General features: G+C 71.3%; 17 protein-coding genes. 14 read left to right on the top strand and 3 right to left on the bottom strand.

Going from position 1 to position 21,774, the window contains the following annotated elements; all coding sequences use genetic code 11:
- Nucleotides 1-41: 41 nt before the first annotated feature.
- The 4 genes from abc-f to ACZ7DY_RS21885 all read left to right on the top strand — a co-directional run bounded on the left by abc-f (nucleotide 42) and on the right by ACZ7DY_RS21885 (nucleotide 5,326).
- Nucleotides 42-1,652: a ribosomal protection-like ABC-F family protein gene (gene abc-f, locus ACZ7DY_RS21900; RefSeq protein ID WP_471137615.1), complete on the top strand. Its 1,611-nt coding sequence runs from the start codon at nucleotides 42-44 to the stop codon at nucleotides 1,650-1,652.
- Between the two features lie 34 nt (nucleotides 1,653-1,686).
- A complete protein-coding gene (locus tag ACZ7DY_RS21895; RefSeq protein ID WP_471137614.1) occupies nucleotides 1,687-2,346 on the top strand; it encodes a histidine phosphatase family protein in 660 nt (219 codons plus the stop codon).
- Nucleotides 2,347-2,358: 12 nt separating this feature from the next.
- The gene (locus tag ACZ7DY_RS21890) at nucleotides 2,359-3,267 is read left to right on the top strand and encodes an ADP-ribosylglycohydrolase family protein (RefSeq protein WP_471137613.1); all 909 of its coding nucleotides are present in this window, start codon (nucleotides 2,359-2,361) and stop codon (nucleotides 3,265-3,267) included.
- A gap of 568 nt (nucleotides 3,268-3,835) precedes the next feature.
- A complete protein-coding gene (locus ACZ7DY_RS21885; protein ID WP_471137612.1) occupies nucleotides 3,836-5,326 on the top strand; it encodes a DUF4153 domain-containing protein in 1,491 nt (496 codons plus the stop codon).
- A gap of 206 nt (nucleotides 5,327-5,532) precedes the next feature.
- On the opposite strand, the gene ACZ7DY_RS21880 is transcribed toward ACZ7DY_RS21885, so the two are convergent.
- Entirely contained in the window at nucleotides 5,533-7,092 is a 1,560-nt protein-coding gene (locus tag ACZ7DY_RS21880) for an MFS transporter (protein ID WP_471137611.1), read from the bottom strand.
- Between the two features lie 133 nt (nucleotides 7,093-7,225).
- Between ACZ7DY_RS21880 and ACZ7DY_RS21875 the strand changes: the two genes are divergently transcribed.
- From ACZ7DY_RS21875 to ACZ7DY_RS21865, 3 genes are all read left to right on the top strand, one after another.
- The gene (locus ACZ7DY_RS21875; protein ID WP_471137735.1) at nucleotides 7,226-7,840 is read left to right on the top strand and encodes a TetR/AcrR family transcriptional regulator; all 615 of its coding nucleotides are present in this window, start codon (nucleotides 7,226-7,228) and stop codon (nucleotides 7,838-7,840) included.
- Between the two features lie 151 nt (nucleotides 7,841-7,991).
- The gene (locus ACZ7DY_RS21870; RefSeq protein ID WP_471137610.1) at nucleotides 7,992-8,693 is read left to right on the top strand and encodes a ribonuclease HII; all 702 of its coding nucleotides are present in this window, start codon (nucleotides 7,992-7,994) and stop codon (nucleotides 8,691-8,693) included.
- A 79-nt stretch (nucleotides 8,694-8,772) separates the two neighbouring features.
- Nucleotides 8,773-9,486, top strand: a complete 714-nt coding sequence (locus ACZ7DY_RS21865) for a hypothetical protein (protein WP_471137609.1) — start codon at nucleotides 8,773-8,775, stop codon at nucleotides 9,484-9,486.
- A 306-nt stretch (nucleotides 9,487-9,792) separates the two neighbouring features.
- Here ACZ7DY_RS21865 and ACZ7DY_RS21860 read toward each other — a convergent pair whose 3' ends face one another.
- The gene (locus ACZ7DY_RS21860) at nucleotides 9,793-10,431 is read right to left on the bottom strand and encodes a hypothetical protein (protein WP_471137608.1); all 639 of its coding nucleotides are present in this window, start codon (nucleotides 10,429-10,431) and stop codon (nucleotides 9,793-9,795) included.
- Between the two features lie 300 nt (nucleotides 10,432-10,731).
- Between ACZ7DY_RS21860 and ACZ7DY_RS21855 the strand changes: the two genes are divergently transcribed.
- Nucleotides 10,732-12,891: a RecQ family ATP-dependent DNA helicase gene (locus ACZ7DY_RS21855; RefSeq protein WP_471137607.1), complete on the top strand. Its 2,160-nt coding sequence runs from the start codon at nucleotides 10,732-10,734 to the stop codon at nucleotides 12,889-12,891.
- A gap of 48 nt (nucleotides 12,892-12,939) precedes the next feature.
- Here the strand turns inward: ACZ7DY_RS21855 and ACZ7DY_RS21850 are convergent, their stop codons facing one another.
- A complete protein-coding gene (locus tag ACZ7DY_RS21850) occupies nucleotides 12,940-13,887 on the bottom strand; it encodes a methionyl-tRNA formyltransferase (protein ID WP_471137606.1) in 948 nt (315 codons plus the stop codon).
- Nucleotides 13,888-14,170: 283 nt separating this feature from the next.
- Here ACZ7DY_RS21850 and ACZ7DY_RS21845 point away from each other — a divergent pair, with 283 nt between their 5' ends.
- From ACZ7DY_RS21845 to ACZ7DY_RS21820, 6 genes are all read left to right on the top strand, one after another.
- Nucleotides 14,171-15,544: a lysine N(6)-hydroxylase/L-ornithine N(5)-oxygenase family protein gene (locus ACZ7DY_RS21845; RefSeq protein WP_471137605.1), complete on the top strand. Its 1,374-nt coding sequence runs from the start codon at nucleotides 14,171-14,173 to the stop codon at nucleotides 15,542-15,544.
- A gap of 120 nt (nucleotides 15,545-15,664) precedes the next feature.
- Entirely contained in the window at nucleotides 15,665-16,723 is a 1,059-nt protein-coding gene (locus ACZ7DY_RS21840; protein ID WP_471137604.1) for a FecCD family ABC transporter permease, read from the top strand.
- A 65-nt stretch (nucleotides 16,724-16,788) separates the two neighbouring features.
- Complete coding sequence (locus ACZ7DY_RS21835) at nucleotides 16,789-17,850, top strand: FecCD family ABC transporter permease (RefSeq protein ID WP_471137603.1); 1,062 nt, start codon at nucleotides 16,789-16,791, stop codon at nucleotides 17,848-17,850.
- A gap of 69 nt (nucleotides 17,851-17,919) precedes the next feature.
- Nucleotides 17,920-18,759: an ABC transporter ATP-binding protein gene (locus ACZ7DY_RS21830; RefSeq protein WP_471137602.1), complete on the top strand. Its 840-nt coding sequence runs from the start codon at nucleotides 17,920-17,922 to the stop codon at nucleotides 18,757-18,759.
- A 111-nt stretch (nucleotides 18,760-18,870) separates the two neighbouring features.
- Complete coding sequence (locus ACZ7DY_RS21825) at nucleotides 18,871-19,920, top strand: iron-siderophore ABC transporter substrate-binding protein (protein WP_471137601.1); 1,050 nt, start codon at nucleotides 18,871-18,873, stop codon at nucleotides 19,918-19,920.
- A 46-nt stretch (nucleotides 19,921-19,966) separates the two neighbouring features.
- The gene (locus ACZ7DY_RS21820) at nucleotides 19,967-21,769 is read left to right on the top strand and encodes an ABC transporter ATP-binding protein (RefSeq protein WP_471137600.1); all 1,803 of its coding nucleotides are present in this window, start codon (nucleotides 19,967-19,969) and stop codon (nucleotides 21,767-21,769) included.
- The last annotated feature ends 5 nt before the right edge of the window (nucleotides 21,770-21,774 follow it).

Below are 21,774 nucleotides of genomic sequence, written 5' to 3'. Positions count from 1 at the left end.
GCGAGTAGCGTTTGCTGGGTGCGGGTGAAGCGGGGGTGACCATGCCTACTCAGATCTCTCTGCGTGGTGTGACCAAGGCGCGTGGGGACCGGCTGCTTCTCGACGGGGTGTCCCTCGCGGTCCGGCCGGGCGAGCGCATAGGAGTCGTGGGGGAGAACGGTGCGGGAAAGTCCACCCTGCTCCAGCTGATGGCCGGTGAGGAGCTGCCCGACGAGGGTGAGGTGGTGACCGTCGTCGAGCGGGGAGCGGGGCTCCTGGAGCAGACTCCGCGCCTCCCGGCGGACCGACTCGTCTCGGACGCCATCGACGCGGAGTTGGCCGAACTGCGGTGCATGGAGCGGCGGTTGCGTGAGCTCGAAGGTCTCCTGGGTTCCGCGTCCGAGCGGCAGCTGAGTGAGTACGGCGACCTGCTGACCACCTTCGAACTGCGCGGCGGCTATGAGGCGGACGCGCGCGTCGACAAGGCGATGCACGGACTGGGGCTCGGACACATCGACCGGAACAGGGCCCTGGGCAGCCTGTCCGGCGGCGAACAAGCGCGGCTCGGGCTCGCCTGCCTCATCGCGGCGTCACCCGAAGTCATGCTCCTGGACGAGCCGACCAACCACTTGGACGAGAGCGCGCTGGACTGGCTGGAGAGCACCCTGTCCGCACATCGCGGGACGGTGATCGCGGTCTCTCACGACCGCACGTTCCTGGAGCGTGTGGCCACCGCGATCCTGGAAGTGGACGCGGACCGCCGCTCGGTGGTGCGACACGGCGGGGGCTACCACGGCTTCGTCGCGGAACGGGCCGCCGCCCGGCAGCGCTGGGAGCAGGAGTACGCGCAGTGGTGCGAGGAGACGAGCCACCTCCAGGAGTTCATGGCGGGCACGGCCCACTCCGTCGCCGGCGGCCGCGGCATGAAGGACAACAACAAAATGGCCTACGACCGGGCCGGAGGGCGAGTCCAGGCCTCGATCTCGGGGCGCGTACGGAACGCTCAGGAGCGACTCCGCCGACTGCGGGAACAACCGGTGCCGAAGCCTCCCGAACCGCTGAACTTCAGGGCACGCCCCGTGACGGGCGCGGCGGAAGGACCACTGGTGACCTTGCGGAACGTACGGGTCGGCGATCGCCTCGCCGTGGACACGCTCACGATCTCGGCCGGCGAGCGGCTGCTGATCCATGGAGGCAACGGCGCGGGAAAGTCCACTCTGCTGCGCACCATGGCGGGCGTCCTCGAACCCGAAGAGGGCACCGTCGTCCGCAGAGGCCGGATCGGCTACCTCGCCCAGGAGATACCGGTACGGCAGCCCGCCGAGCGCGTCCTCGAAGTGTTCGGCAGGGGCCTGGGGCTCACCGACGAGGAGAACCGGGAACTGCTTCTGTCGTACGGCCTGTTCCGACCCCGCGACCTGCACGTCCCGGTGGGGGCGCTCTCCGCGGGGCAGCGCCGGAGGCTGGCCCTTGCGCGGCTGCTCGCCAGACCCGCCGACCTGCTGCTGCTCGACGAACCCGCCAACCACCTGGCACTCGGCCTGGTCGAGGAGCTGGAGGCGGCGCTCGACCGGTGGACAGGAGCGCTGGTGATCGTCTCGCACGACCGATTGCTGCGTCGGCGCTTCACGGGCCGAATACGCCGGATGGAGGCCGGACGCCTACCCGACTGAGCCGCCCGTCGAAGACCCGATCTAGGGTTTCCGTATGGCACGTCCGCGGCGCATCATCCTGGTCCGGCACGGCGAGTCGGCCGGCAACGCCGACGACACCGTGTACGAACGCGAGCCCGATCACGCGTTGGCGCTCACCGAGACGGGCTGGTCCCAGGCGGAGGACACCGGCAAACACCTGCGGGAACTGCTCGGCAGCGAGCGGGTGAGTGTGTACGTCTCGCCGTACCGCCGCACCCACGAGACCTTCCAGGCGTTCCGGCTCGACCCCGAGCTGGTGCGTGTGCGGGAGGAGCCGAGGCTGCGCGAGCAGGACTGGGGGAACTGGCAGGACAGGGACGACGTACGCCTGCAGAAGGCATACCGCGACGCGTACGGCCACTTCTTCTACCGGTTCGCGCAGGGAGAGTCGGGGGCCGACGTCTACGACCGGGTCGGGGCCTTCCTCGAAAGCCTGTACCGGAGTTTCGAGGCCCCGGACCACCCGCCGAACGTCCTCCTGGTCACGCACGGACTGACCATGCGGCTGTTCTGCATGCGCTGGTTCCACTGGTCGGTCGCCGAGTTCGAGTCGCTGTCCAACCCGGGCAACGGAGAGATGAGGATGCTGGTGCTGGGCGAGGACGGCAAGTACACGCTGAACCAGCCGTTCGAACGCTGGCGAGAGCCGGAGCCGTACGGCGTCACCGGATAGAGTGGCAGGGCGATGATCGCTGACTCCTCTCCCGACCGGCGCCTCGAGCGCGCTCTGGCCAGCCTGCGCGGACTGGCGGTGGGGGATGCGCTGGGCTCACAGTTCTTCGTGCCCGCGCATTACCCCCTGCTCAAGCGTCGGCAGCTGCCCGACGCGCCCTGGCAGTGGACCGACGACACGGAAATGGCCTGCTCCGTGCTGGCCGTCCTCATCAAGCACCGCCGGATCGACCAGGACGCGCTCGCCCAGTCGTTCGCCGAGCACCATGACTTCGACCGCGGTTACGGCCCCGCCGTGAACCGGTTGCTGCGGCAGGTCAGGGAAGGCGGGGACTGGCGGGAGCTGGCCTCCGCGCTCTTCAAGGGGCAGGGCTCCTGGGGGAACGGTGCCGCGATGCGGATCGCCCCCCTCGGCGCCTGGTACGCGGACGACCCGGAGCAGGCGACACACCAGGCGGAGATCTCGGCATACCCCACGCACCAGCACCGTGAGGCGGTCGTCGGAGCGATGGCGGTGGCCGCCGCCGCAGCGCTGACGGCCGCGCCCTCGGGCCCGCCGACGCCGCAGGAGCTCCTCGACGGTGTCATCGCCCTGGTGCCGCGCAGTGCCGTGGGGGCGGGGCTGCGCCGGGCGCGGGACATGCTCGACTACGGCGACGCGGGGACGGTCGCGGCGGTGCTGGGCTGCGGCCGGCGTACGACCGCGCATGACACGGTGCCGTTCGCGTTGTGGTCCGCCGCCCGCGGGCTCGGTTCGTACGAGCGAGCGATGTGGGAGACCGCGCAGGTGGGCGGGGACATGGACACGACCTGCGCCATCGTGGGAGGCGTCATCGCGTCCGGCGACGGTGGGGCGCCGCCCGAGGAGTGGCTGGAGCGGACCGAGGCGCTGCCCGGGTGGCTTCCGGAGGGCGTGGCCTGACGGCCTGTTCCAGGGATCCGGGCCCGTCGTGGTGAGGCGGGCCTTGGCGTCACGGCATGGTTCCGGGGCGGGGCTGCCCGTAGGGGCCGGTTCGGGGCCAAGGCGCCACTGTCACTGTCACGGTCGTGCCACAGGCGTGGATCGGACGGAGAGGGCGGGGGCGGTGCCCGGATACGCTGAGGCGCCCGCCAGTTGATCTTGGCTCGCATGCGTTGAACGAGATGCCGGTCCTGGCAGACGCGTGGCACCCACCTGTTGGGCGCCGCGCACTGCGCGCGGGAGCCGGCCGGGGAGGGGTCCCGTGCCTGACACACCAGCCGGACGTGACAGATCAGCCGGACGTGACGGATCAGCCGGACGTGACGGATCAGATGTGCCCGGGGCGGCCGGCGGAGAGCCGCAGGATGCCGTGCCGGTGGGCGGGGAGCGGGTGCGGGAGGGGTCGCGGTCACATCAGGCTTCTCGTTCGAGACAGGAGAGCGGGGGTGGGCACAGCGGGCAGGACGGGCACAGTGGGCAAGGTGGGCGTGCGGCGTCGGGGGCCCAGGGCGGCTGGGGCTATCCCGTCGTGGCGGAGCAGCCGCCGTTGCTCGCTGATCTGCGAACGGATCCGCCCGGTCCGGTAACTACGGCGACGCTCTGTGCTGCGCTGGCGACCGGGTTGGCGAGCATGCTCCTGCTCGGTGACGGCGTGGCGCTGAATCTGCTGCTGGTGGCCGTTCCGGCCGTGCTCGCCGGCTACTTCGCGGGGCGGGGGAGCGGGCGCCGGCCTCGGCCCTGGTCGCTGGTGTGGGCGGGCGGGGGGCTCGCGCTGCTCACCGTGCCGGCGTTGCGGGACGCGGGGTGGCCGTCGTTCCTCGCGATCATGGCGGCGTTCACGCTCGGTTCGCTGGCGCTGCACGGGTGCCGGACCTGGATCGGCGTACTCCTGAGTCCGCTCGGCGTCTTCGAGGCGGTTCCGGCGGGGCTCCGGTGGGGCTGGCTCGGGGTGCGTGAGCGGGCGGGCGGTGCGCGGGGGGCCGCGCCCGTGCTGCGAGCCGTCGGGGTGGCGGCCGTACTGCTCCTCGTCTTCGGGGCGCTCTTCGCCGGGGCCGACGCCGCCTTCGCGGACCTGCTCGGCGAGCTCATACCCGACGCCTCGGTCGCGGGGAGCCCCTGGCGCGTCCTGCTCCTGATCGTCGGGGTGGTGGTGGCGCTCGCCGTGGCGCGGGCCGCCGCGTCCCCCGTGCGCTGGGACCGGCTCGTGGTGAACCCGGGCCGGGCTCGCGGCCGGGTGGAGTGGGCACTGCCGCTGATCGTGCTCAATGTGCTGTTCGCGGCGTTCAACGCGGTCCAACTGGCCGTGCTCTTCGGGGGGTACGACGCGGTCCTGGACGAGACGGGACTCTCGTACTCCGCCTATGCGCGGCAGGGGTTCTGGCAGCTGCTTCTCGCCACTCTGCTCACGCTGGCCGTCATCGTGTTCGCCCTGCGCTGGGCTCCCCGCGGCGGAGCGCGGGACCGCACGCTGGTGCGCGGTGTGCTCGGCACGCTCTGTGCGATGACGCTCGTCGTGGTGGCGTCCGCGGTGCGGCGCATGGACATGTACGTGGACGCGTACGGGTTGACCAGGCTGCGGATCTCGGTCGTGGCCGTGGAGCTCTGGCTGGGCGTGATCATCCTCTTGATCATGGCCGCGGGGATCTGGGGCGCCCGCTGGCTGCCGCGTGCCATGGCGGCGGTCGCGGCGGCGGGGGTGCTGGCCTTCGGGTTCCTCTCGCCCGATGCCATGATCGCCGAGCGGAACGTGCAGCGCTTCGAGGAGACCGGGAAGTTCGACCTGGAGTACGCGCGGCAGCTGTCCGCGGATGCCGTGCCGGCCCTGGACGAGCTGCCGGAGCCCCAGCGTTCCTGCGCGCTCAAGGACATCGCCGACGAGCTCGGTGCCGAGCCGGGGCCGTGGTTCGCGACCAGCCTGGGGGAGTCCAGGGCGCGGCGGATCATCGAGGAGCGGCCGCTGTCGGTGGACCCGGCCGTCTGCGGCGAGAGCCGGACCAGCACCTACGGCTCGTACGGATGACATGGCTGACATGGCTGACACGGCCCGGTGTACCGGCGAGGGCGTGGCCTTCCGAGCGGCAGGGGGAAGCGGGTGCCGGGCCGATTTCGCCGTCGTGGTCGGTCCGGCACCCGCCGTTCAGTGGTGGTCCGGCGCCCCGGGCCAGGCCGTCGGGGCGCGGAGCCGGCGTCCCGGCTCTCGCGCCCCGACGGGGTCGGTGCGGCCGGTCAGCCGGCCGCGGGTCCGGCGGCGCTCGCCGTGCCGGCCAGTGCGTCCAGGTCGCTCTTGCGTACGCGGATCACCAGCGCGGCGGTGGCCAGGGCGAGCACCGCCATGGCGACGGCCGGGATGAAGGCGGTCGAGATGCCCTCGGACAGCACCTCGTGGCCCCAGGGGGCGGGGAGTTCGTGGGTCTTGGCGAACTCCGCCTTCTGTTCCGGTGTGCCGTGTGCCATGAAGTCCGCCACCTGTTTCTTGCCTTCTTCACGGCTGGCCGTGCCGAAGACCGTGGTGAGGATGGAGAGGCCGAGCGAACCGCCCACCTGCTGCGTGACGTTGAGCAGGCCGGAGGCCGCGCCCGCTTCCTTGGGGGCGACTCCGGAGACGGCCGTCAGCGTCAGCGTGACGAAGTTCAGCCCCATGCCGAAGCCGAACAGGAGCATCGGGCCGAGCACCCCGCCGACGTACGAGCTGTCCGGGCCGAGCAGCGTCTGCCAGCCGAGACCCAGGGCGACGATGATCGAGCCCGTCACCATGAACGGCTTGGGGCCGAGGACCGGCAGGAACTTCTGCGACAGACCCGCGCCGACCGCGATGACGAGGGAGACCGGCAGGAAGGCGAGGCCGGCCTCGATCGGGGAGTAGTCCAGGACGTTCTGCACGAAGAGGACGACGAAGAAGAACATGCCGAACATCGCGGCGGCCAGACTCAGCATGATCACATACGTGCCCGAGCGGTTGCGGTCGGCGAACATCCGCAGGGGCGTGATCGGCTCCTTCGCCCGCTTCTCGACGAAGAAGAAAGCCAGGAGCAGGACGATTGCGGCACCGAACGAACCCAGGGTGACGCCGTCGCGCCAGCCCTCCTCCGCCGAGCGGATGAACCCGTAGACCAGGGAGGCCATGCCGAGCGTCGACGTCAGTGCGCCCAGGATGTCGAAGCGGCCGGGGTGGCGTTCGGATTCGTTGATGTAGAGGGGGGTGAGGGCGGCGATCAGGATGCCGATGGGCACGTTCACGAAGAGGACCCAGCGCCAGTCGAGCCACTCGGTGAGCATGCCGCCCGCCAGCAGTCCGATCGCGCCACCGCCCGCCGAGACCGCGGCGAAGACGCCGAACGCGCGGTTCCGTTCGGGGCCTTCGGGGAACGTCGTCGTGATGAGGGCCAGCGAGGTGGGCGAGGCGATCGCGCCTCCGACGCCCTGCAGGGCGCGTGCGGCCAGCAACTGCCAGGGTTCCTGGGCGAATCCGCCGAGGAGCGAGGCGAGCGTGAAGAGGAGGATGCCGGTCATGAAGACGCGGCGGCGTCCCAGGATGTCACCGGCGCGGCCACCCAGCAGCAACAGCCCGCCGAAGGTGAGGGTGTAGGCGCTGATGACCCATGTCAGGTCGGTCGTCGAGAATTTGAGCGCTCCCTGGATGTGGGGCAGCGCGATGTTCACAATCGTCGCATCCAGGACCACCATGAGCTGGCAGGCCGCGATGACGGTGAGGGCGAGGCCGGGGTGTCCCTCCCGGCGGGCCGCTCCGGGCTTCTGGTTCTTGGTCAGCTGAGAGGTCGTTGCCATGATCCCCCGCAAGTTCCTTAGTGAACGGTTCCGTTCACTGTGCACTACGACGGTAGTGACTCCACTTGAGTGAACGCAAGCGTTCACTCACCTTGGTTCAGAGACTTCCTGCTTGCTCAACGGAGAGAAACAGATGGCTACTTCGCGCTGGACGACCGTCCCCGCTCGGACGGTTTCCCCACGGCGCCGCGGCCCGGTCCTGGAGCGGGCGATCCTCGACGCCACCTTGGAGCAGCTCAGCACGGTCGGCTGGAGCGGGCTGACGATGGAGGGCGTGGCCGCGGGCGCGCAGACCGGCAAGGCCGCCGTCTACCGCCGCTGGCCGTCCAAGGAGGACCTCGTCGTCCATGCGCTGCGAGCGGGGCTGCCGCGCCTGGTCGGCGTCCCCGATTCCGGCAGCGTTCGGGAGGACCTGCTGCAGCTGTGCAGGCAGATGAGGGCGACGATGTTCTCGCGGCCCGGGTACGCCCTTCGCGCCGTGCTTCACGAGTGCGACACGGCAACGGCCGAGCGCTTCCATGACGTGATCTTCGAGGGTGTCATCGGGCCGAGCGTGAAGTTGATCAAGGAAGTCCTGCGCCGCGGGATCGAGCGCGGAGAGGTTCGTTCCGGTGGGGTGGACGCCTATGTGTGCGACGTGATTCCGGCGATGCTGATGTACCGCACGAAGGTGTGCGGCAGCGAATGGGGGGACGAGGAGTTCGAGGCCTTGATCGACCAGGTGATGGTGCCCCTGCTGCGTGTGTGAAGGGGTGCGGTCGGGGCTGGAGGACGGCCGTGCGGTCGGACAGGGAGGGTGGCCCGGGGGGGGGCTCCACGGCACCGAGGCGGCGGCTCGGCGGCGACTCGGAGGGCCTGGGTGTCGGGGGCGGCCCGCGGCGGCGTAGGCTGATGTCGCCATGCCGTACGAACCACCCACCCACACCGTCGAGCGCTCCCTGCGCGCCACCACCGGAGCGAAGATCGTCGCCGGTGTCGACGAGGTCGGGCGCGGCGCGTGGGCGGGCCCGGTCACCGTCTGTGCGGCGATCACGGGTCTGCGCCGGCCGCCCGAAGGGCTCACCGACTCCAAGCTGATCACCCCCAAGCGACGCCATGAGCTCGCGCAGGTGCTGGAAAGCTGGGTCACGGCGCACGCCCTCGGTCACGCCTCGCACGAGGAGATCGACGAGATCGGGATGACGGCCGCGCTGCGGCTCGCCGCGGTGCGCGCCCTGGAGGGGCTGCCGGTCCGTCCGGACGCGGTCATCCTCGACGGAAAGCACGATTACCTCGGCGCCCCCTGGCGGGTCCGTACGGTGATCAAGGGGGATCAGTCCTGTGTGGCCGTCGCCGCGGCTTCGGTGATCGCCAAAGTCCGGCGCGACAAAATGATGGCCGAACTGGGCATCGAACATGCAGACTTCGGTTTTGCGGCCAACGCCGGCTATCCGTCGCCGGTGCACAAGGCCGCGCTGGCGGAGCGGGGGCCCACCCCGTACCACCGGCTCACGTGGGCGTATCTTGATGCGCTGCCCCAGTGGCGGCACCTCAAGAAGGCCCGCAGCTGGGCGGACGGAAATGTTCCGGAAATCGAGGGTCAGCTCGGCTTTGAGTTCTGACGCTTTTCCGGCACTTCCGGTCGCACTCATGTGCCACCCGCCGACGCGACTCGCATCGGCGTTTGATAGACAACACTTCATGCCTCTCATTCCCGAGGAGCCTCAGATTCACGAGAGTGCCCAGGGTCCCCGCGCCACGCCGGCCAGCGGCCGTACCGCGCCGACCCCCCGCCCCGTACCCGGTCCGCGTCCCGCGGCTCCGCCGCGCCCCGGCCGTCCGGGTCCTGCCCGGCCGACGCCGCCGGCGCAGCGCGCGCCGCGCGACGCGGCCGTCAAGCCCGGGTCCACGGCCCCGGCTGCCACCGGTCTCACCGCTTCCGGACCCTCCGCCTCCGGTACCGCTCCCTCCGGGGCGACCGCCGCCGGAGCGTCCGCGGGCGGTGTCGCCACCGCTTCGGCCTCGGTCCCGCAGATCCAGCTGATCCCGGCCTCGGCCGAGGGCGCGCTGGACGCGGCCGAGGAGGCCGTCGACCTGCTCCTGGACTCCGGGCGTGCCCCCGGGGAGGTCCTGGTGATCACCACCGGCGACCCCCACCCGTGGGCCACGCACGAGCTGTCCTTCGGCGAGACCGCCTACTGGGCCCAGCACGACGCGGGCGACGACGTCTTCTATGCCGACGCCGCCGCCCTCACCCGTGCCGCGACCCGGCCCGTGGTCGTCGTCGCGGTCAACGGCGGCAGCGAAGAGACCGCGGTCGCGGCGCTGCCGGCGGCGCTCACCCGCGCCGGTGCCCTGCTGATCGTCTGCGGTGACCCGCAGCGGATCAACTCCATGCTGGGCGCCGGGGTCTGACGGCGACGTCGTTCGGCGGGCGCCCTCCGGCGCCGGCCGTTCGGTGTGCTGTTCGTGGTGGGTGCCGTGCGGTGGTCCCGTCCGGGACGTTGCCGCGTTTCGGCCGGTACCGCGCGGTGGTGTCATTGGTCCGTGCGGCGCAGGCCGCGCGGAAGCACGGTGCGGTGGTCGGCGTGTGCGCGTGTGCGCCGGGCCGGACCTTCGCGTACCCGGCGCGTTCTTGACCCATGCCGAACGCCCGCCGACGCCTGTCCGTCGTACGGACAGCGCCGCGACGTCCGGTGAACGCGGAGCCCGTGGAGTGGATCAGCGGGCCGCCGCGCGCCGCAGGACGTCGGAGGCCGCGCCTCCGGTACGCGGTGCCGGCGGATCGGTCCCGGCGAAGGCCTCGGGCCGTGAACCGGCGCTCGGCCGACGCCCGCCGCGCCCCTCGCCGAGCACCTGCCAGCCGTCGTGCGTCAGCGTGATGTACGCGCCGCAGCGCAGTCCGTGCAGGGTGCAGGCGTCCCGCAGGCCCCACATCCAGGCACCGTCCACCTGCGTCCAACGGGCGTCCCCGGTACGGCAGTAGAGCAGGACGGCGGTGCGCACCGGAGTGCGGCGCCGCAGGTCGTGCGGGATGATCCGGCGCAACTGCGCGAGCAGCGCGTTGCGGAAGACCCAGCCGTCCGTCGGGGGCGCCTGGTGGCTGAACGAGGCGCTCGCCCGCAGCCGTTCGTCCGGGTCGAGCACGGCCACGACGGCCGTCGCGGGACTCGGCCGGTGGCGCGTGTGGAGACCGGCGACGATCTCACGGGGGTTGCCGAGCAGGGGAATTCCCGCGGCCGACCACTCGGCGGGCTCCAGCATCCGGGCGGGACGGTGGGCGGAGCCGGCGGACAGCTCGGGCGACGCCGGGGGCTCCGGCACGGACGCCGCGGCGGACGAGGTCAATCCGGAGGTCACGGTCCTCCCTTCGGCTACGCGCCCCCGAGGGGGGCGGGGTCGGACTGGGGGAGCGCACCGCGACAGAGCCCTGCCGGACCAGCCGGTCGAGCCGGTTCGGCCGGAACACGGGAGCCGCACGGGAGCGGTTCCAATTCTTCCCTTCGCGGCCGCCCGCGGCAATGAGCCGGGGGCAATGCGCACCGCGGGCCCGGGGGAACGGTGCATCACCCATATTCCTGCCCCGAACGCCGGCCTTCGACGCGTGTGCCGACCGTGGCGGATTGGGCGATTGTCAGTGGCATCGGGTTGCATGGGTGCATGGACAACCTGGAGCTCCGCACCGAAGCCGACGCCATCCTCGCCGAGCTCGTCGGTGACCCGGGGGGCTCCGCGCGGCTGCGCGAGGACCAGTGGCAGGCGGTGGCCGCCCTGGTCGAGGAGCGGCGGCGGGCTCTGGTCGTGCAGCGCACCGGCTGGGGCAAGTCGGCGGTGTACTTCGTGGCCACCGCGCTGCTGCGGCGGCGCGGCGCGGGACCGACGGTGATCATCTCGCCGCTGCTCGCGCTGATGCGCAACCAGGTCGAGTCGGCCGCGCGCGCCGGCATCCAGGCGCGCACCATCAACTCCGCCAACCCGGAGGAGTGGGACGCCATCTACGGCGAGGTCGAGCGCGGCGAGACCGACGTCCTCCTCGTCAGCCCGGAGCGGCTCAATTCGGTCGACTTCCGTGACCAGGTGCTGCCCAAGCTCGCCGCGACGACGGGCCTGCTCGTGGTGGACGAGGCGCACTGCATCTCCGACTGGGGCCACGACTTCCGGCCGGACTACCGCAGGCTGCGGTCGATGCTCACCGAGCTTCCGGCCGGCGTGCCGGTCCTCGCCACCACGGCGACCGCCAACGCCCGCGTGACCGCCGACGTGGCCGAGCAGCTCGGCACCGGCGCCGGTGAGGCCCTGGTGCTGCGCGGCCCGCTGGACAGGGAGTCCCTGCGGCTCGGCGTCGTCCGGCTGCCGGACGCCGCGCACCGGCTGGGCTGGCTCGCCGAGCACCTCGGCGAGTTGCAGGGTTCCGGCATCGTCTATGCCCTGACCGTCGCCGCCGCCGAGGAGGCCACCGCCTTCCTGCGCCAGCGCGGCTTCGATGTGGCCTCCTACACCGGCCGCACGGAGAACGCCGACCGCCTCCAGGCCGAGACCGACCTCCAGGAGAACCGCGTCAAGGCCCTGATCGCCACCTCGGCGCTGGGCATGGGATTCGACAAGCCGGACCTCGGCTTCGTGGTCCACCTCGGCTCGCCGTCCTCGCCGATCGCGTACTACCAGCAGGTGGGCCGCGCCGGTCGCGGGGTGGAGCACGCCGACGTGCTGCTGCTGCCCGGCAAGGAGGACGAGGCCATCTGGCGTTACTTCGCCGACACCGCCTTCCCGCCCGAGGAGCAGGTCCGCCAGACCCTCTCCGCGCTCGCCGACGCGGGCCGGCCGCTCTCCGTGCCGGCCCTGGAGGCCCTGGTGGAGCTCCGCCGGACCCGTCTGGAGACCATGCTCAAGGTTCTCGACGTGGACGGGGCGGTCAAGCGGGTCAAGGGCGGCTGGATCTCCACCGGCCGCGAGTGGGTGTACGACGCCGAGCGGTACGCCTGGGTGGCCCGGCAGCGCCAGGCCGAGCAGCAGGCCATGCGCGACTACGTGAGCACCGACCAGTGCCGGATGGAGTTCCTGCGCCGTCAGCTGGACGACGAGGGGGCGGCCCCGTGCGGCCGCTGCGACAACTGCGCCGGACCCTGGACGGACTCCGCCGTGTCGGCCGAGGCGCTGACCGGCGCGGCGAAGGAGCTGGACCGCCCCGGGGTGGAGATCGAGCCGCGCCGCATGTGGCCGACGGGCATGCCCGCTCTGGGAGTTGACCTCAAGGGACGTATTCCGGCCAAGGAGCAGTGCTCCACGGGCCGGGCCCTGGGACGGCTCTCGGACATCGGCTGGGGAAACCGGCTGCGTCCGCTCCTGGCCGAGCAGGCGCCCGACGGCCCGGTGCCCGACGACGTCCTGCGCCCCGCCGTGGCGGTCATCGCCGACTGGGCGCGTTCGCCGGGCGGGTGGGCGCCGGACGTCCCGGATGCCGTGGCCCGGCCGGTGGGCGTTGTGGCCGTGCCGTCCCGGACCCGTCCGCAGCTCGTCGGGTCCCTCGCCCAGGGGATCGCGTCCGTCGGCCGTCTCCCCTTCCTGGGCACGCTCGCGTACACCGGGCCGGACGGCGCCCACGCGGCGCGCCGCAGCAACTCCGCGCAGCGCCTGCGGGCGTTGTCCGGTGCCTTCACCGTCCCCGACGACCTGGCCGCCGCCCTGGCCGGTTCGCCGGGGCCCGTCCTGCTCGTGGACGACTCCACCGACTCCGGCTGGACCCTCGCGGTCGCCGCCCGGCTCCTGCGCAGGGCGGGCGCCGAGCAGGTGCTGCCCCTGGTCCTCGCCGCGGCGGGCTGAGCCGGTCGCGGCGAGGAGACACCCGGCGCGCGGGGAACTGCCGCCGCGTCAGGGGCGGCTGGTCAGGTAGCCGCCCATGGAGGTGAAGTACTCCGTCGCGGGCAGCTCGCGGCCGTCCTCGGTCCGTACGCGCGTGATGGCCAGGCCGTGGTTGCGGCCGGTGCGCGCGTCGGCGCCGGCGACGATGACCACGCCCTCGCCCTCGCGGTAGAAGATGCGGCCGGGCGTACCGCCGTAGCGGTTCTCGGAGACCACGGCGGAGACGATCTCCAGGCGCTTGCCCTTGTGGAAGCAGAAGGCGCTGGGGTACGGCGCCGACTGGGCGCGGACCAGGCGTTCGAGGTCCTCGGCCGGCCAGGTCCAGTCGATGCGGATGTCCTCGGCAGAGCGCTTGTGGAAGAAGCTCGCCTGCGAGCGGTCCTGCTTGGTGAACTCCGTCTGCCCGGAGGCGATGAGGTCGAGCGCGCCGATGGTGACCGGGGCGATGAGGTCGACGGTCTTGTGGAAGAGGTCGGTGGCGGTGTCCTTCGGGCCGACCGCGACCGCCTCCTGCCGGACGATGTCACCGGCGTCGAGTTCGCCGTCCATCATGTGCGCGGTGACGCCCACTTCGGACTCGCCGTTGATCATCGCCCAGATGATGGGGGAGAAGCCGGCGTACTTCGGCAGCAGCGAGTCGTGGACGTTCAGCGTGCCGTGGCGCGGCAGGTCGAAGATGCGCGGGGGAATCCACGTACGCCAGTTGTTGGCGACGATGATGTCCGGGTCGGCCTCCTTGAGGCGCTGGAACAGCTCTTCGTCGTCAGGGCGGTTGCGGATCAGCACGGGGACGCCGTGCTCCTCGGCGAGGTCGGCGACGGAGTCGCTCCAGATCTTCTCGTACGCGTGCTCGCTCTTGGGGTGCGTCACGACCATCACCACGTCGTGCTCGGAGTCCAGGAGGGCTTGCAGGGTGCGGTGCCCCCAGGTCTGGTAACCGAACATGACGACCCGCATGGGGTTCCTCCTCAGAGCAGGGAATGGCCGACGACAAGTAAAGCAAGCCTTACCTTATTAGGCAACGCGTCCACTTGACGCCCCAGTTGAAAGGCCGGCCGGCCCGCCCCGGCCGCAGTCGATCTTCGCGCCCTGACCCCCGCTCGGTTCACCGGGTGGGTCGACAGCTTCGCAGGATTAGCTTAGGCTCACCTAAGTTCGAGTGGGTCGCTGTGTCGACGCGCCCACCATCTGTACCTTCCCCCACGCCTGACAGGCGGCTTCCCCGCACGATGGGAGTGACATGTCACAGGTTCTTCCTGGCGACGCACCACTGGTCCACGACCTCATTGGCATCGGCTTCGGTCCGTCCAATGTGGCGATGGCGATCGCGCTCAGCGAGCACAACGCAGGCGTCGGCAGGGAGGAGACGGTCACCGCCCACTTCTTCGAGCAGCAGCCGCGCTTCGGCTGGCACCGCGGGATGCTGATCGACGACGCGACCATGCAGGTGTCCTTCCTCAAGGACCTGGTGACGCAGCGGAATCCCACCAGTGAGTTCAGCTTCCTCTGCTACCTGAAGAGCAAGGGGCGCCTGACCGACTTCATCAACCACAAGAACCTCTTCCCGCTGCGGGTCGAGTTCCACGACTACCTCGAGTGGGCCGCGGCCAAGGTCGACGACCAGGTCTCCTACGGCCACGAGGTCGTCGGCGTCACGCCGTACGTGAGCGACGGCGTCGTGGAGTACCTGGACGTGACGGTCCGTTCGGCGGAGGGCCTCGCGGTCCACCGGGCCCGCAACCTCGTCGTCGGCACCGGACTGCGCCCCCTCATGCCCGAGGGCATCGAGCGCGGCGAGCGCGTCTGGCACAACTCCGACCTCCTGTCGAAGGTCGACGGTCTCGCGGCGGCCCACGAGGCGGCGGGCACCTCGCCCTCCCGCTTCGTCGTCGTGGGCGCCGGCCAGAGCGCCGCGGAGAACGTCGCCTACCTGCACCGCCGCTTCCCCGATGCCGAGGTCTGCGCCGTCTTCTCGCGCTACGGCTACAGCCCCGCCGACGACAGCAGCTTCGCCAACCGGATCTTCGACCCCGACGCCGTCGACGAGTACTTCGACGCCCCCGAAGACGTCAAGCGCCGGCTGATGGACTACCACGGCAACACCAACTACTCCGTGGTGGACATCGACCTCATCGACGACCTGTACCGGGAGATGTACCGGGAGAAGGTCCTCGGCACGGAGCGGCTGCGCTTCCTCAACATCTCCCGCCTCACGGGCGTCAAGGAGACCGACGACAGCGTCCGCGCCACCGTCAAGTCCCTCGTCACGGGTGAGGAGTCGGCGCTCGACGCCGACGTCGTGGTGTTCGCCACCGGCTACAGCCCCGCCGACCCCGTCGGCATCCTCGGCGAGGTCGCCGACCGCTGCCTGCGCGACGACACCGGCCGCGTCCGCGTCGAGCGCGACTACCGCATCGCCACCGACCCCGACCTGCGCTGCGGGATATACCTCCAGGGCGGTACGGAGCACACCCACGGCATCACGTCGTCGCTCCTGTCCAACATCGCGATCCGCGTCGGCGAGATCCTCGACTCGGTGCGCGCCCGCGACGCGGAGTCCGCCTCCACCGGTGCCCGTCCGGTGGCCGACGAGACCGGCAGCGCCGCCCGCTAGCCGGGCCGCCGGTCCGCCCACCGGACCACCCGCGGGGCCGGTTCTCCCCACCGGCCCCGCCCGCCGTCCCGTCCCACCGGCCGTGCGTCCCGGTCCGATCAAAGGGATAACGTACGTCGAATGAGCACGACTGCAGTTGAGCGCCCCGTAGCGAGGGGGACAACAGAGGCCCGCCGCCGCCGGGTTGCCGGCCTCGGCGCGCTGGCCGCGGCCCTGGTGATCGCGGCCGCGCTCTCCCTGGCCGTCGGCGCGCGCTCGCTGAGCCCCACCGAGGTCTGGCACGGCCTGTTCGACGCGCCCGACGCGGACCAGCGGCTCACCGAGATCCGGCTCATCGTGCGGACCGTGCGCCTGCCCCGGACGGTGCTCGCGGTCGTGGCGGGCATCGCCCTCGGCGTCGGCGGCGCCCTGATCCAGGGGTACACGCGCAACCCCATCGCGGACACGGGCCTGCTGGGGGTCAACGCCGGCGCCTCGTTCGCCGTGGTGTCGGTCATCGCCGTCTTCGGCCTCTCCAACCCGTACCAATACGTCTGGTTCGCGTTCGTTGGAGCGGCGGTCGCCGGCGTCGTCGTGTTCGGCCTGGCGAGCATCGGACGAGGGGCCGGCAACCCCCTCACCCTCGCGCTGGCGGGGCAGGGGATCACCGTCTTCCTCGCCGCGATGACCACGGCGGTGGCGCTCTCGGACCAGAAGTCGCTCAACGCGCTCCGCTTCTGGAACGCGGGCTCGGTGGCCGGGGTCGGCTTCGACGTCATCTGGCCGGTGACCCTCTTCATCGGGGTCGGCCTGCTCCTCGCGCTGACCAGGCTGCCCGCCCTCAACCTGCTCAACCTGGGCGAGGATGTGGCCCGCGGACTCGGGGTGAACATCGCGCTGAGCCGGACCATCGGCATCCTCGCGATCACCCTCCTCGCGGGGGCGGCGACGGCGGCGTGCGGCCCGATCGCCTTCCTCGGACTCATGGTCGCGCACGTGGCCAGATACCTGACCGGCCCCGACTACCGCTGGCTCGTGCCGTACGCGGGCCTGCTCGGCGCCCTCGTGCTGCTGGTCTGCGACATCGTCGGGCGACTCGTGGTGCGGCCCGGGGAGTTGGAGGCGGGCGTCGTCGTCGCGCTGCTCGGGGCGCCGTTCTTCGCGGTCCTGGTGTGGCGAGGAAAGTTCAAGAACGCATGAGCGGGACAGAGAAGCACGCGAGCGCGACACCGGAGCGCACCAGCATTAGTGGGGCACAAGAGCGCATGAACGGGACGGACGTGAAGCCCTCGGTGGCGCCGGGGCTGCGGCTCGGCCCGATGTCGTTCGTCTGGCGGCCCTGGCTCGTCCTCGTCACGCTGCTGCTTGCGGCGGCGACCTTCCTGGTGTTCTGCCTCTCCATCAGCGTCGGCGACTTCCCCATCGACATCTCCCGCGTGATCGCCACGCTCGTCGGCCGGGGCGAACAGGTCGACGAGTTCGTGATCATGGACCTGCGGATGCCGCGGGCGCTCGCCGGACTCGTCGTCGGCATCGCCCTCGGCGTCTCCGGGGCCATCACGCAGGCGGTCGCGCGCAACCCCCTGGCCAGCCCGGACATCCTGGGCATCACGGGAGGCGCCAGCGCGGTCGCGGTCTTCCTCGTGACGGTCACGGGCGGGACCGCCGCCGCGGTCGTCGACTCCGTGGGGCTCTCCGCGGCGGCGCTCGCCGGCGGACTCGGCACGGGCCTGCTCGTGTACTTCCTCGCGTGGCGGCGGGGCGTCGACGGGTTCCGCCTCATCCTCATCGGCATCTCCGTCAGCGCCGTGATGGAGGCGATCACGACCTGGTTGCTGACCTCGGCGGACATCAGGGACGTGGCCAGGGCCCAGGCGTGGCTGGTCGGTTCGCTGGACAACCGCTCGTGGGACGAGGTCCGGGTGGCGCTCTGGTGCTCCCTGGCCCTGCTGCTCGTCGTGGCCGCCGCCTCCTTCCAGTTCAAGCCGCTGCATCTCGGCGACGACGTGGCGGCCGGGCTCGGCGTCCGGTACTCGCGGGTGCGTGCGGTCCTGCTGCTGTGCGCGGTGCTGCTGGCCGCCGTGGCGGTGAGCGCGGCGGGCCCGGTGCCGTTCGTCGCGCTGGTGGCGCCGCAGGTGGCGATGCGTCTGACGCGGCACCCGACGCCGCCGATGGCCGCCTCCGGCCTGGTCGGCGCGTTGCTGCTGATCGGCGCCGACCTGACGGCGCGCACGGTGCTGCCCGGCTCCCTGCCGGTCGGTGTGGTCACCGCCGCGATCGGCGGGCCCTTCCTCGTCTATCTCCTGGTCCGGGCGAACCTCAAGTAGCCGCCCGGGAGCCGGGACGCCCCGTGGAGCTGATACAAAGGTGAGGCAAACCTAATATTAGGGGGGCTTGTGGTCGCTCAGTCCATCACCGAGATCGAGTCCGGGGTCGAGGACCCCGCACGGCTCGCCGCCAGGGGCGTCACCGTCGGCTACGGCAGCCGGACGGTCATCGACGGCCTCGACGTGGCGATCCCGCCCGGCGTGATCACCACGATCATCGGCCCCAACGGCTGCGGCAAATCGACCCTGTTGCGCACCCTGACGCGGCTCCTCAAGCCCGCCAAGGGATCCGTCGTGCTCGACGGCCAGGACATCGACAAGCTCAAGACCCGGGACGTGGCGAAGAAGCTGGGCCTGCTCCCGCAGGCGCCGGTCGCCCCGGAAGGGCTCACCGTGGCCGACCTGGTCGCCAGGGGCCGCCACCCGCACCAGAGTTGGCTGCGGCAGTGGTCATCGGACGACGCCGGCGTCGTCGAGCGCGCGCTGGCCATGACGGGCGTCTCCGACCTGGCCGACCGCCCCGTCGACTCGCTCTCCGGCGGGCAGCGCCAGCGCGTCTGGATCTCGATGACCCTGGCCCAGGGCACCGACCTGCTGCTCCTCGACGAGCCGACCACCTACCTGGACCTAGCGCACGCCATCGACGTCCTGGACCTCGTGGACGACCTGCACGAGTCGGGCAACACCGTGGTCATGGTCCTGCACGACCTCAACCTGGCCACGCGCTACAGCGACAACCTCGTGGTGATGAAGGCGGGTTCGATCCTCGCGCAGGGCCACCCCCGCGACGTGATCACCGCGGAGCTCCTCTACGAGGCCTTCGGGCTGCGCGCCAAGGTGGTCGACGACCCGGCCGCCGACCGCCCGCTGATCGTGCCGATCGGTCGTACGCACGTACAACTCGGCTGATCCCTTGGTGGAATGCGCTGGTAAGGCTAGGCTAACCTCACCTAAGCAGGTTAAGGTTTGGCTGCCCTGAAACTGGGGCTCAGCGTTCAGCGCGAAAGCAAGGGAATCCGGATGCTCCTCCATCGAACGACGCTCACGAAGCCCTGGCGGCGGCTGGCGGCGGCAGTGACCGCCGCGACCCTCGGCGTCGGCCTCCTCGCCGGATGCGGTTCCGGTTCGGAGGACTCGTCGAGCGACGACACGCAGGCGGCCGCGGGCGGCACGTTCCCGGTCACCGTGGAGCACGCGTTCGGATCCACCAAGATCACCAAGGCGCCCAAGCGGGTCGTCACCGTCGGCTACACCGACGACCAGGCCGTCCTCGCCCTCGGCACCAAGCCGGTCGGCATGGTCGACCAGTACCCGAACCCGTCGGGCAAGTCCCCCGACATCAACACCCAGTGGCCCTGGGTGAAGGACAAGTGGGGCGGCACCAAGCCCGAGGTCGTCATGGAGAACGGCGACTCCGGCCCCAACTACGAGAAGATCGCCGCCCTGCGCCCGGACCTGATCATCGCGGTCTACTCCGAGATCGACAAGGCGGGCTACGACAAGCTCTCCAAGATCGCCCCGACAGTGGGCCGCACCAAGGGCGAGAAGGAACTGTTCAGCGCGCCGTGGCAGGACAACACGGTGCACATCGCCAAGGCGCTGGGCAAGGAGGACGAGGGCAAGAAGCTCGTCAAGGGCATCGAGGGCAAGCTCTCCGCCGCGAAGAAGGCGCACCCGAAGTTCGCGGACCAGACCTCCGTCGCGCTCTCCTGGTACAAGGACGCCATCAACCCGTTCACCTCCAAGGACGTGCGCGGCCGGCTCCTGACGGGCATCGGCTTCAAGTACCAGACCAAGATCGACAAGATCGCGGGCGGCAAGTTCTCCACCGAACTCTCGCCCGAGCGCACGGACCTGGTCGACGTGGACCGCATCATCGTCATCAACGACAAGGCCGACACCGCGTCGTTGAAGAAGTTCGAGCTGTTCAAGAACCTGAAGGCCGTCAAGAAGGGCCACGTGTCCTACCTGCTCGACAGCGAGGGCCCGGCGGTCGGCGCGGCGATGTCCCAGGGCACCGCGCTCTCCCTCCCGTACGCGATCGACGAGCTCGTCAAGTCGGTCGAGTAGCAGTGCCGTTCAACCCGTCCCGTCCCCGCTTCGACTTGGCGTACGTGTGAGCACCACCGAGACCCGCACCACCGAGAACCCCGCCGCCCCGGCGACCCTGCGCACGGCGACCGGACGCGAGGCCACCCGGTGGGTCTCGAGACACTGCCGCGAGGTGCCCTGGCTCACGAGTGCCACCGTGCTCAGCACGGTGGCCGGGGCCGCGCTGCAAATCCTCCCCGTCCTCCTCCTCGGCCGGGTGGTCGACGGGGTGGTCGGGGGCGATTCGCGCTCGGTCCTCACCACCGTCGGCGTGCTGATGGCGGTCGCCGCGCTGCTCGGCGCGGTGGCCACCGCCCTGTCGACCTATCTGATCGGCCGGCTCGGCGCGGACCTGCTGGCGCGGCTGCGCGAGGGCGCCGTCCGCGCGGTCCTCGGCATGCCGAGCGCACGGATCGAACAGGTCGGCCGGGGAGACGTGCTCTCCCGGGTCGGTGACGACGTGGCCGTGCTCTCCAAGGGAATCCGCACGGCCATCCCCACGGTCTTCTCGGCGGGCGTACTGGTCTTCATCGCCACCGTCGGCATGTTCGGCCTCGACTGGCGGCTCGGCCTCGCGGGCGCCGGCGCGCTGCCCGCGTACGCGCTGGCCCTGCGCTGGTACCTGCCGCGCTCCGCGCCGCTCTACCGCAAGCAGCGGGTGGCCCAGGCGGACCGGGCGCAGGCGCTCATCAGCGGCCTGAACGGGATCGACACGGTCCGGGCGTACCGCCTGGAGGACTCGGTGCGCGAGAGGGTGAACAAGGAGTCCTGGCGGGTGCGCGACCTCGGGATCGACGTCTTCCGCTTCTTCGGCCGGTTCGTCGGCCGGGAGAACCGCGCCGAGTTCATCGGACTCGTCCTGATCCTCGTCGTGGGATACGCCCTGCTGGAGGCCGATGCCGCCACCCTGGGCGAGGTGTCGGCGGCCCCGCTGATGTTCCACCGGCTGTTCACCCCGCTCGGCGCCATCATGTTCACCTTCGACGAGGCGCAGAAATCCGGCGCGAGCCTGACCCGTCTCGTCGGGGTGCTGGGGGAGTCCGCGGAGGAACGCCTCGTGGGTGACGCCTCCGTCGAGGCGGCGGGCGAGGGGCCGCATCCGGTGACCGTGCGGGGCCTGACGTTCCGTTATCCCGGCGCCGACGAACCCGTCCTGAAGGACGTCGACCTGACGATTCCGGCCGGTGGTTCGCTCGCCCTGGTGGGCGCGACGGGCGCGGGCAAGTCCACGCTGGCCGCGCTGATCGCGGGCATCGGGACCCCGCAGGCCGGGTCGGTGCGCGTCGGATCGCAGGACCTGGGCGAGCTGGACGAGGCGGCGGCGCGGGCCCTGGTGAGCATCCTGACGCAGGAGACACATGTGTTCTCCGGTCCGCTCGCCGAGGATCTGCGGCTCGCCGCACCGGGTGCGACCGACGCCGAACTCATGGACGCCCTGCGGACCGTCGGCGCCCACGGGTGGGTCGACGCGCTGCCCGAAGGGCTGGACACCATGGTCGGCGAGGGCGGTGAGCGGCTGGACGGCACCAAGATCGCCCAGATCGCCCTGGCCCGGCTCGTGCTGGGCCGGGCGCCGGTGGTCGTACTCGACGAGTCGACGGCGGAGGCGGGCAGCGAGGGCGCCGCGGAGCTGGAGCGTGCCGTGCTGGCGGCGTGCGCGGGGCGGACCACGCTCTTCGTGGCGCACCGGCTGACGCAGGCGATGGCGGCGGACCGTATCGCCGTGCTCGACGCGGGGCGTGTGGTGGAGCAGGGCACCCACGACGAGTTGGTGGCCCTGGGTGGCCGGTACGCGCGTCTGTGGCGGGCCTGGCGAGAGGGTAGTTAGGCAAC

The organism is Streptomyces sp. NPDC037013 (genome assembly GCF_055607265.1).
This window is presented reverse-complemented; position numbering and strand designations above follow the sequence as displayed.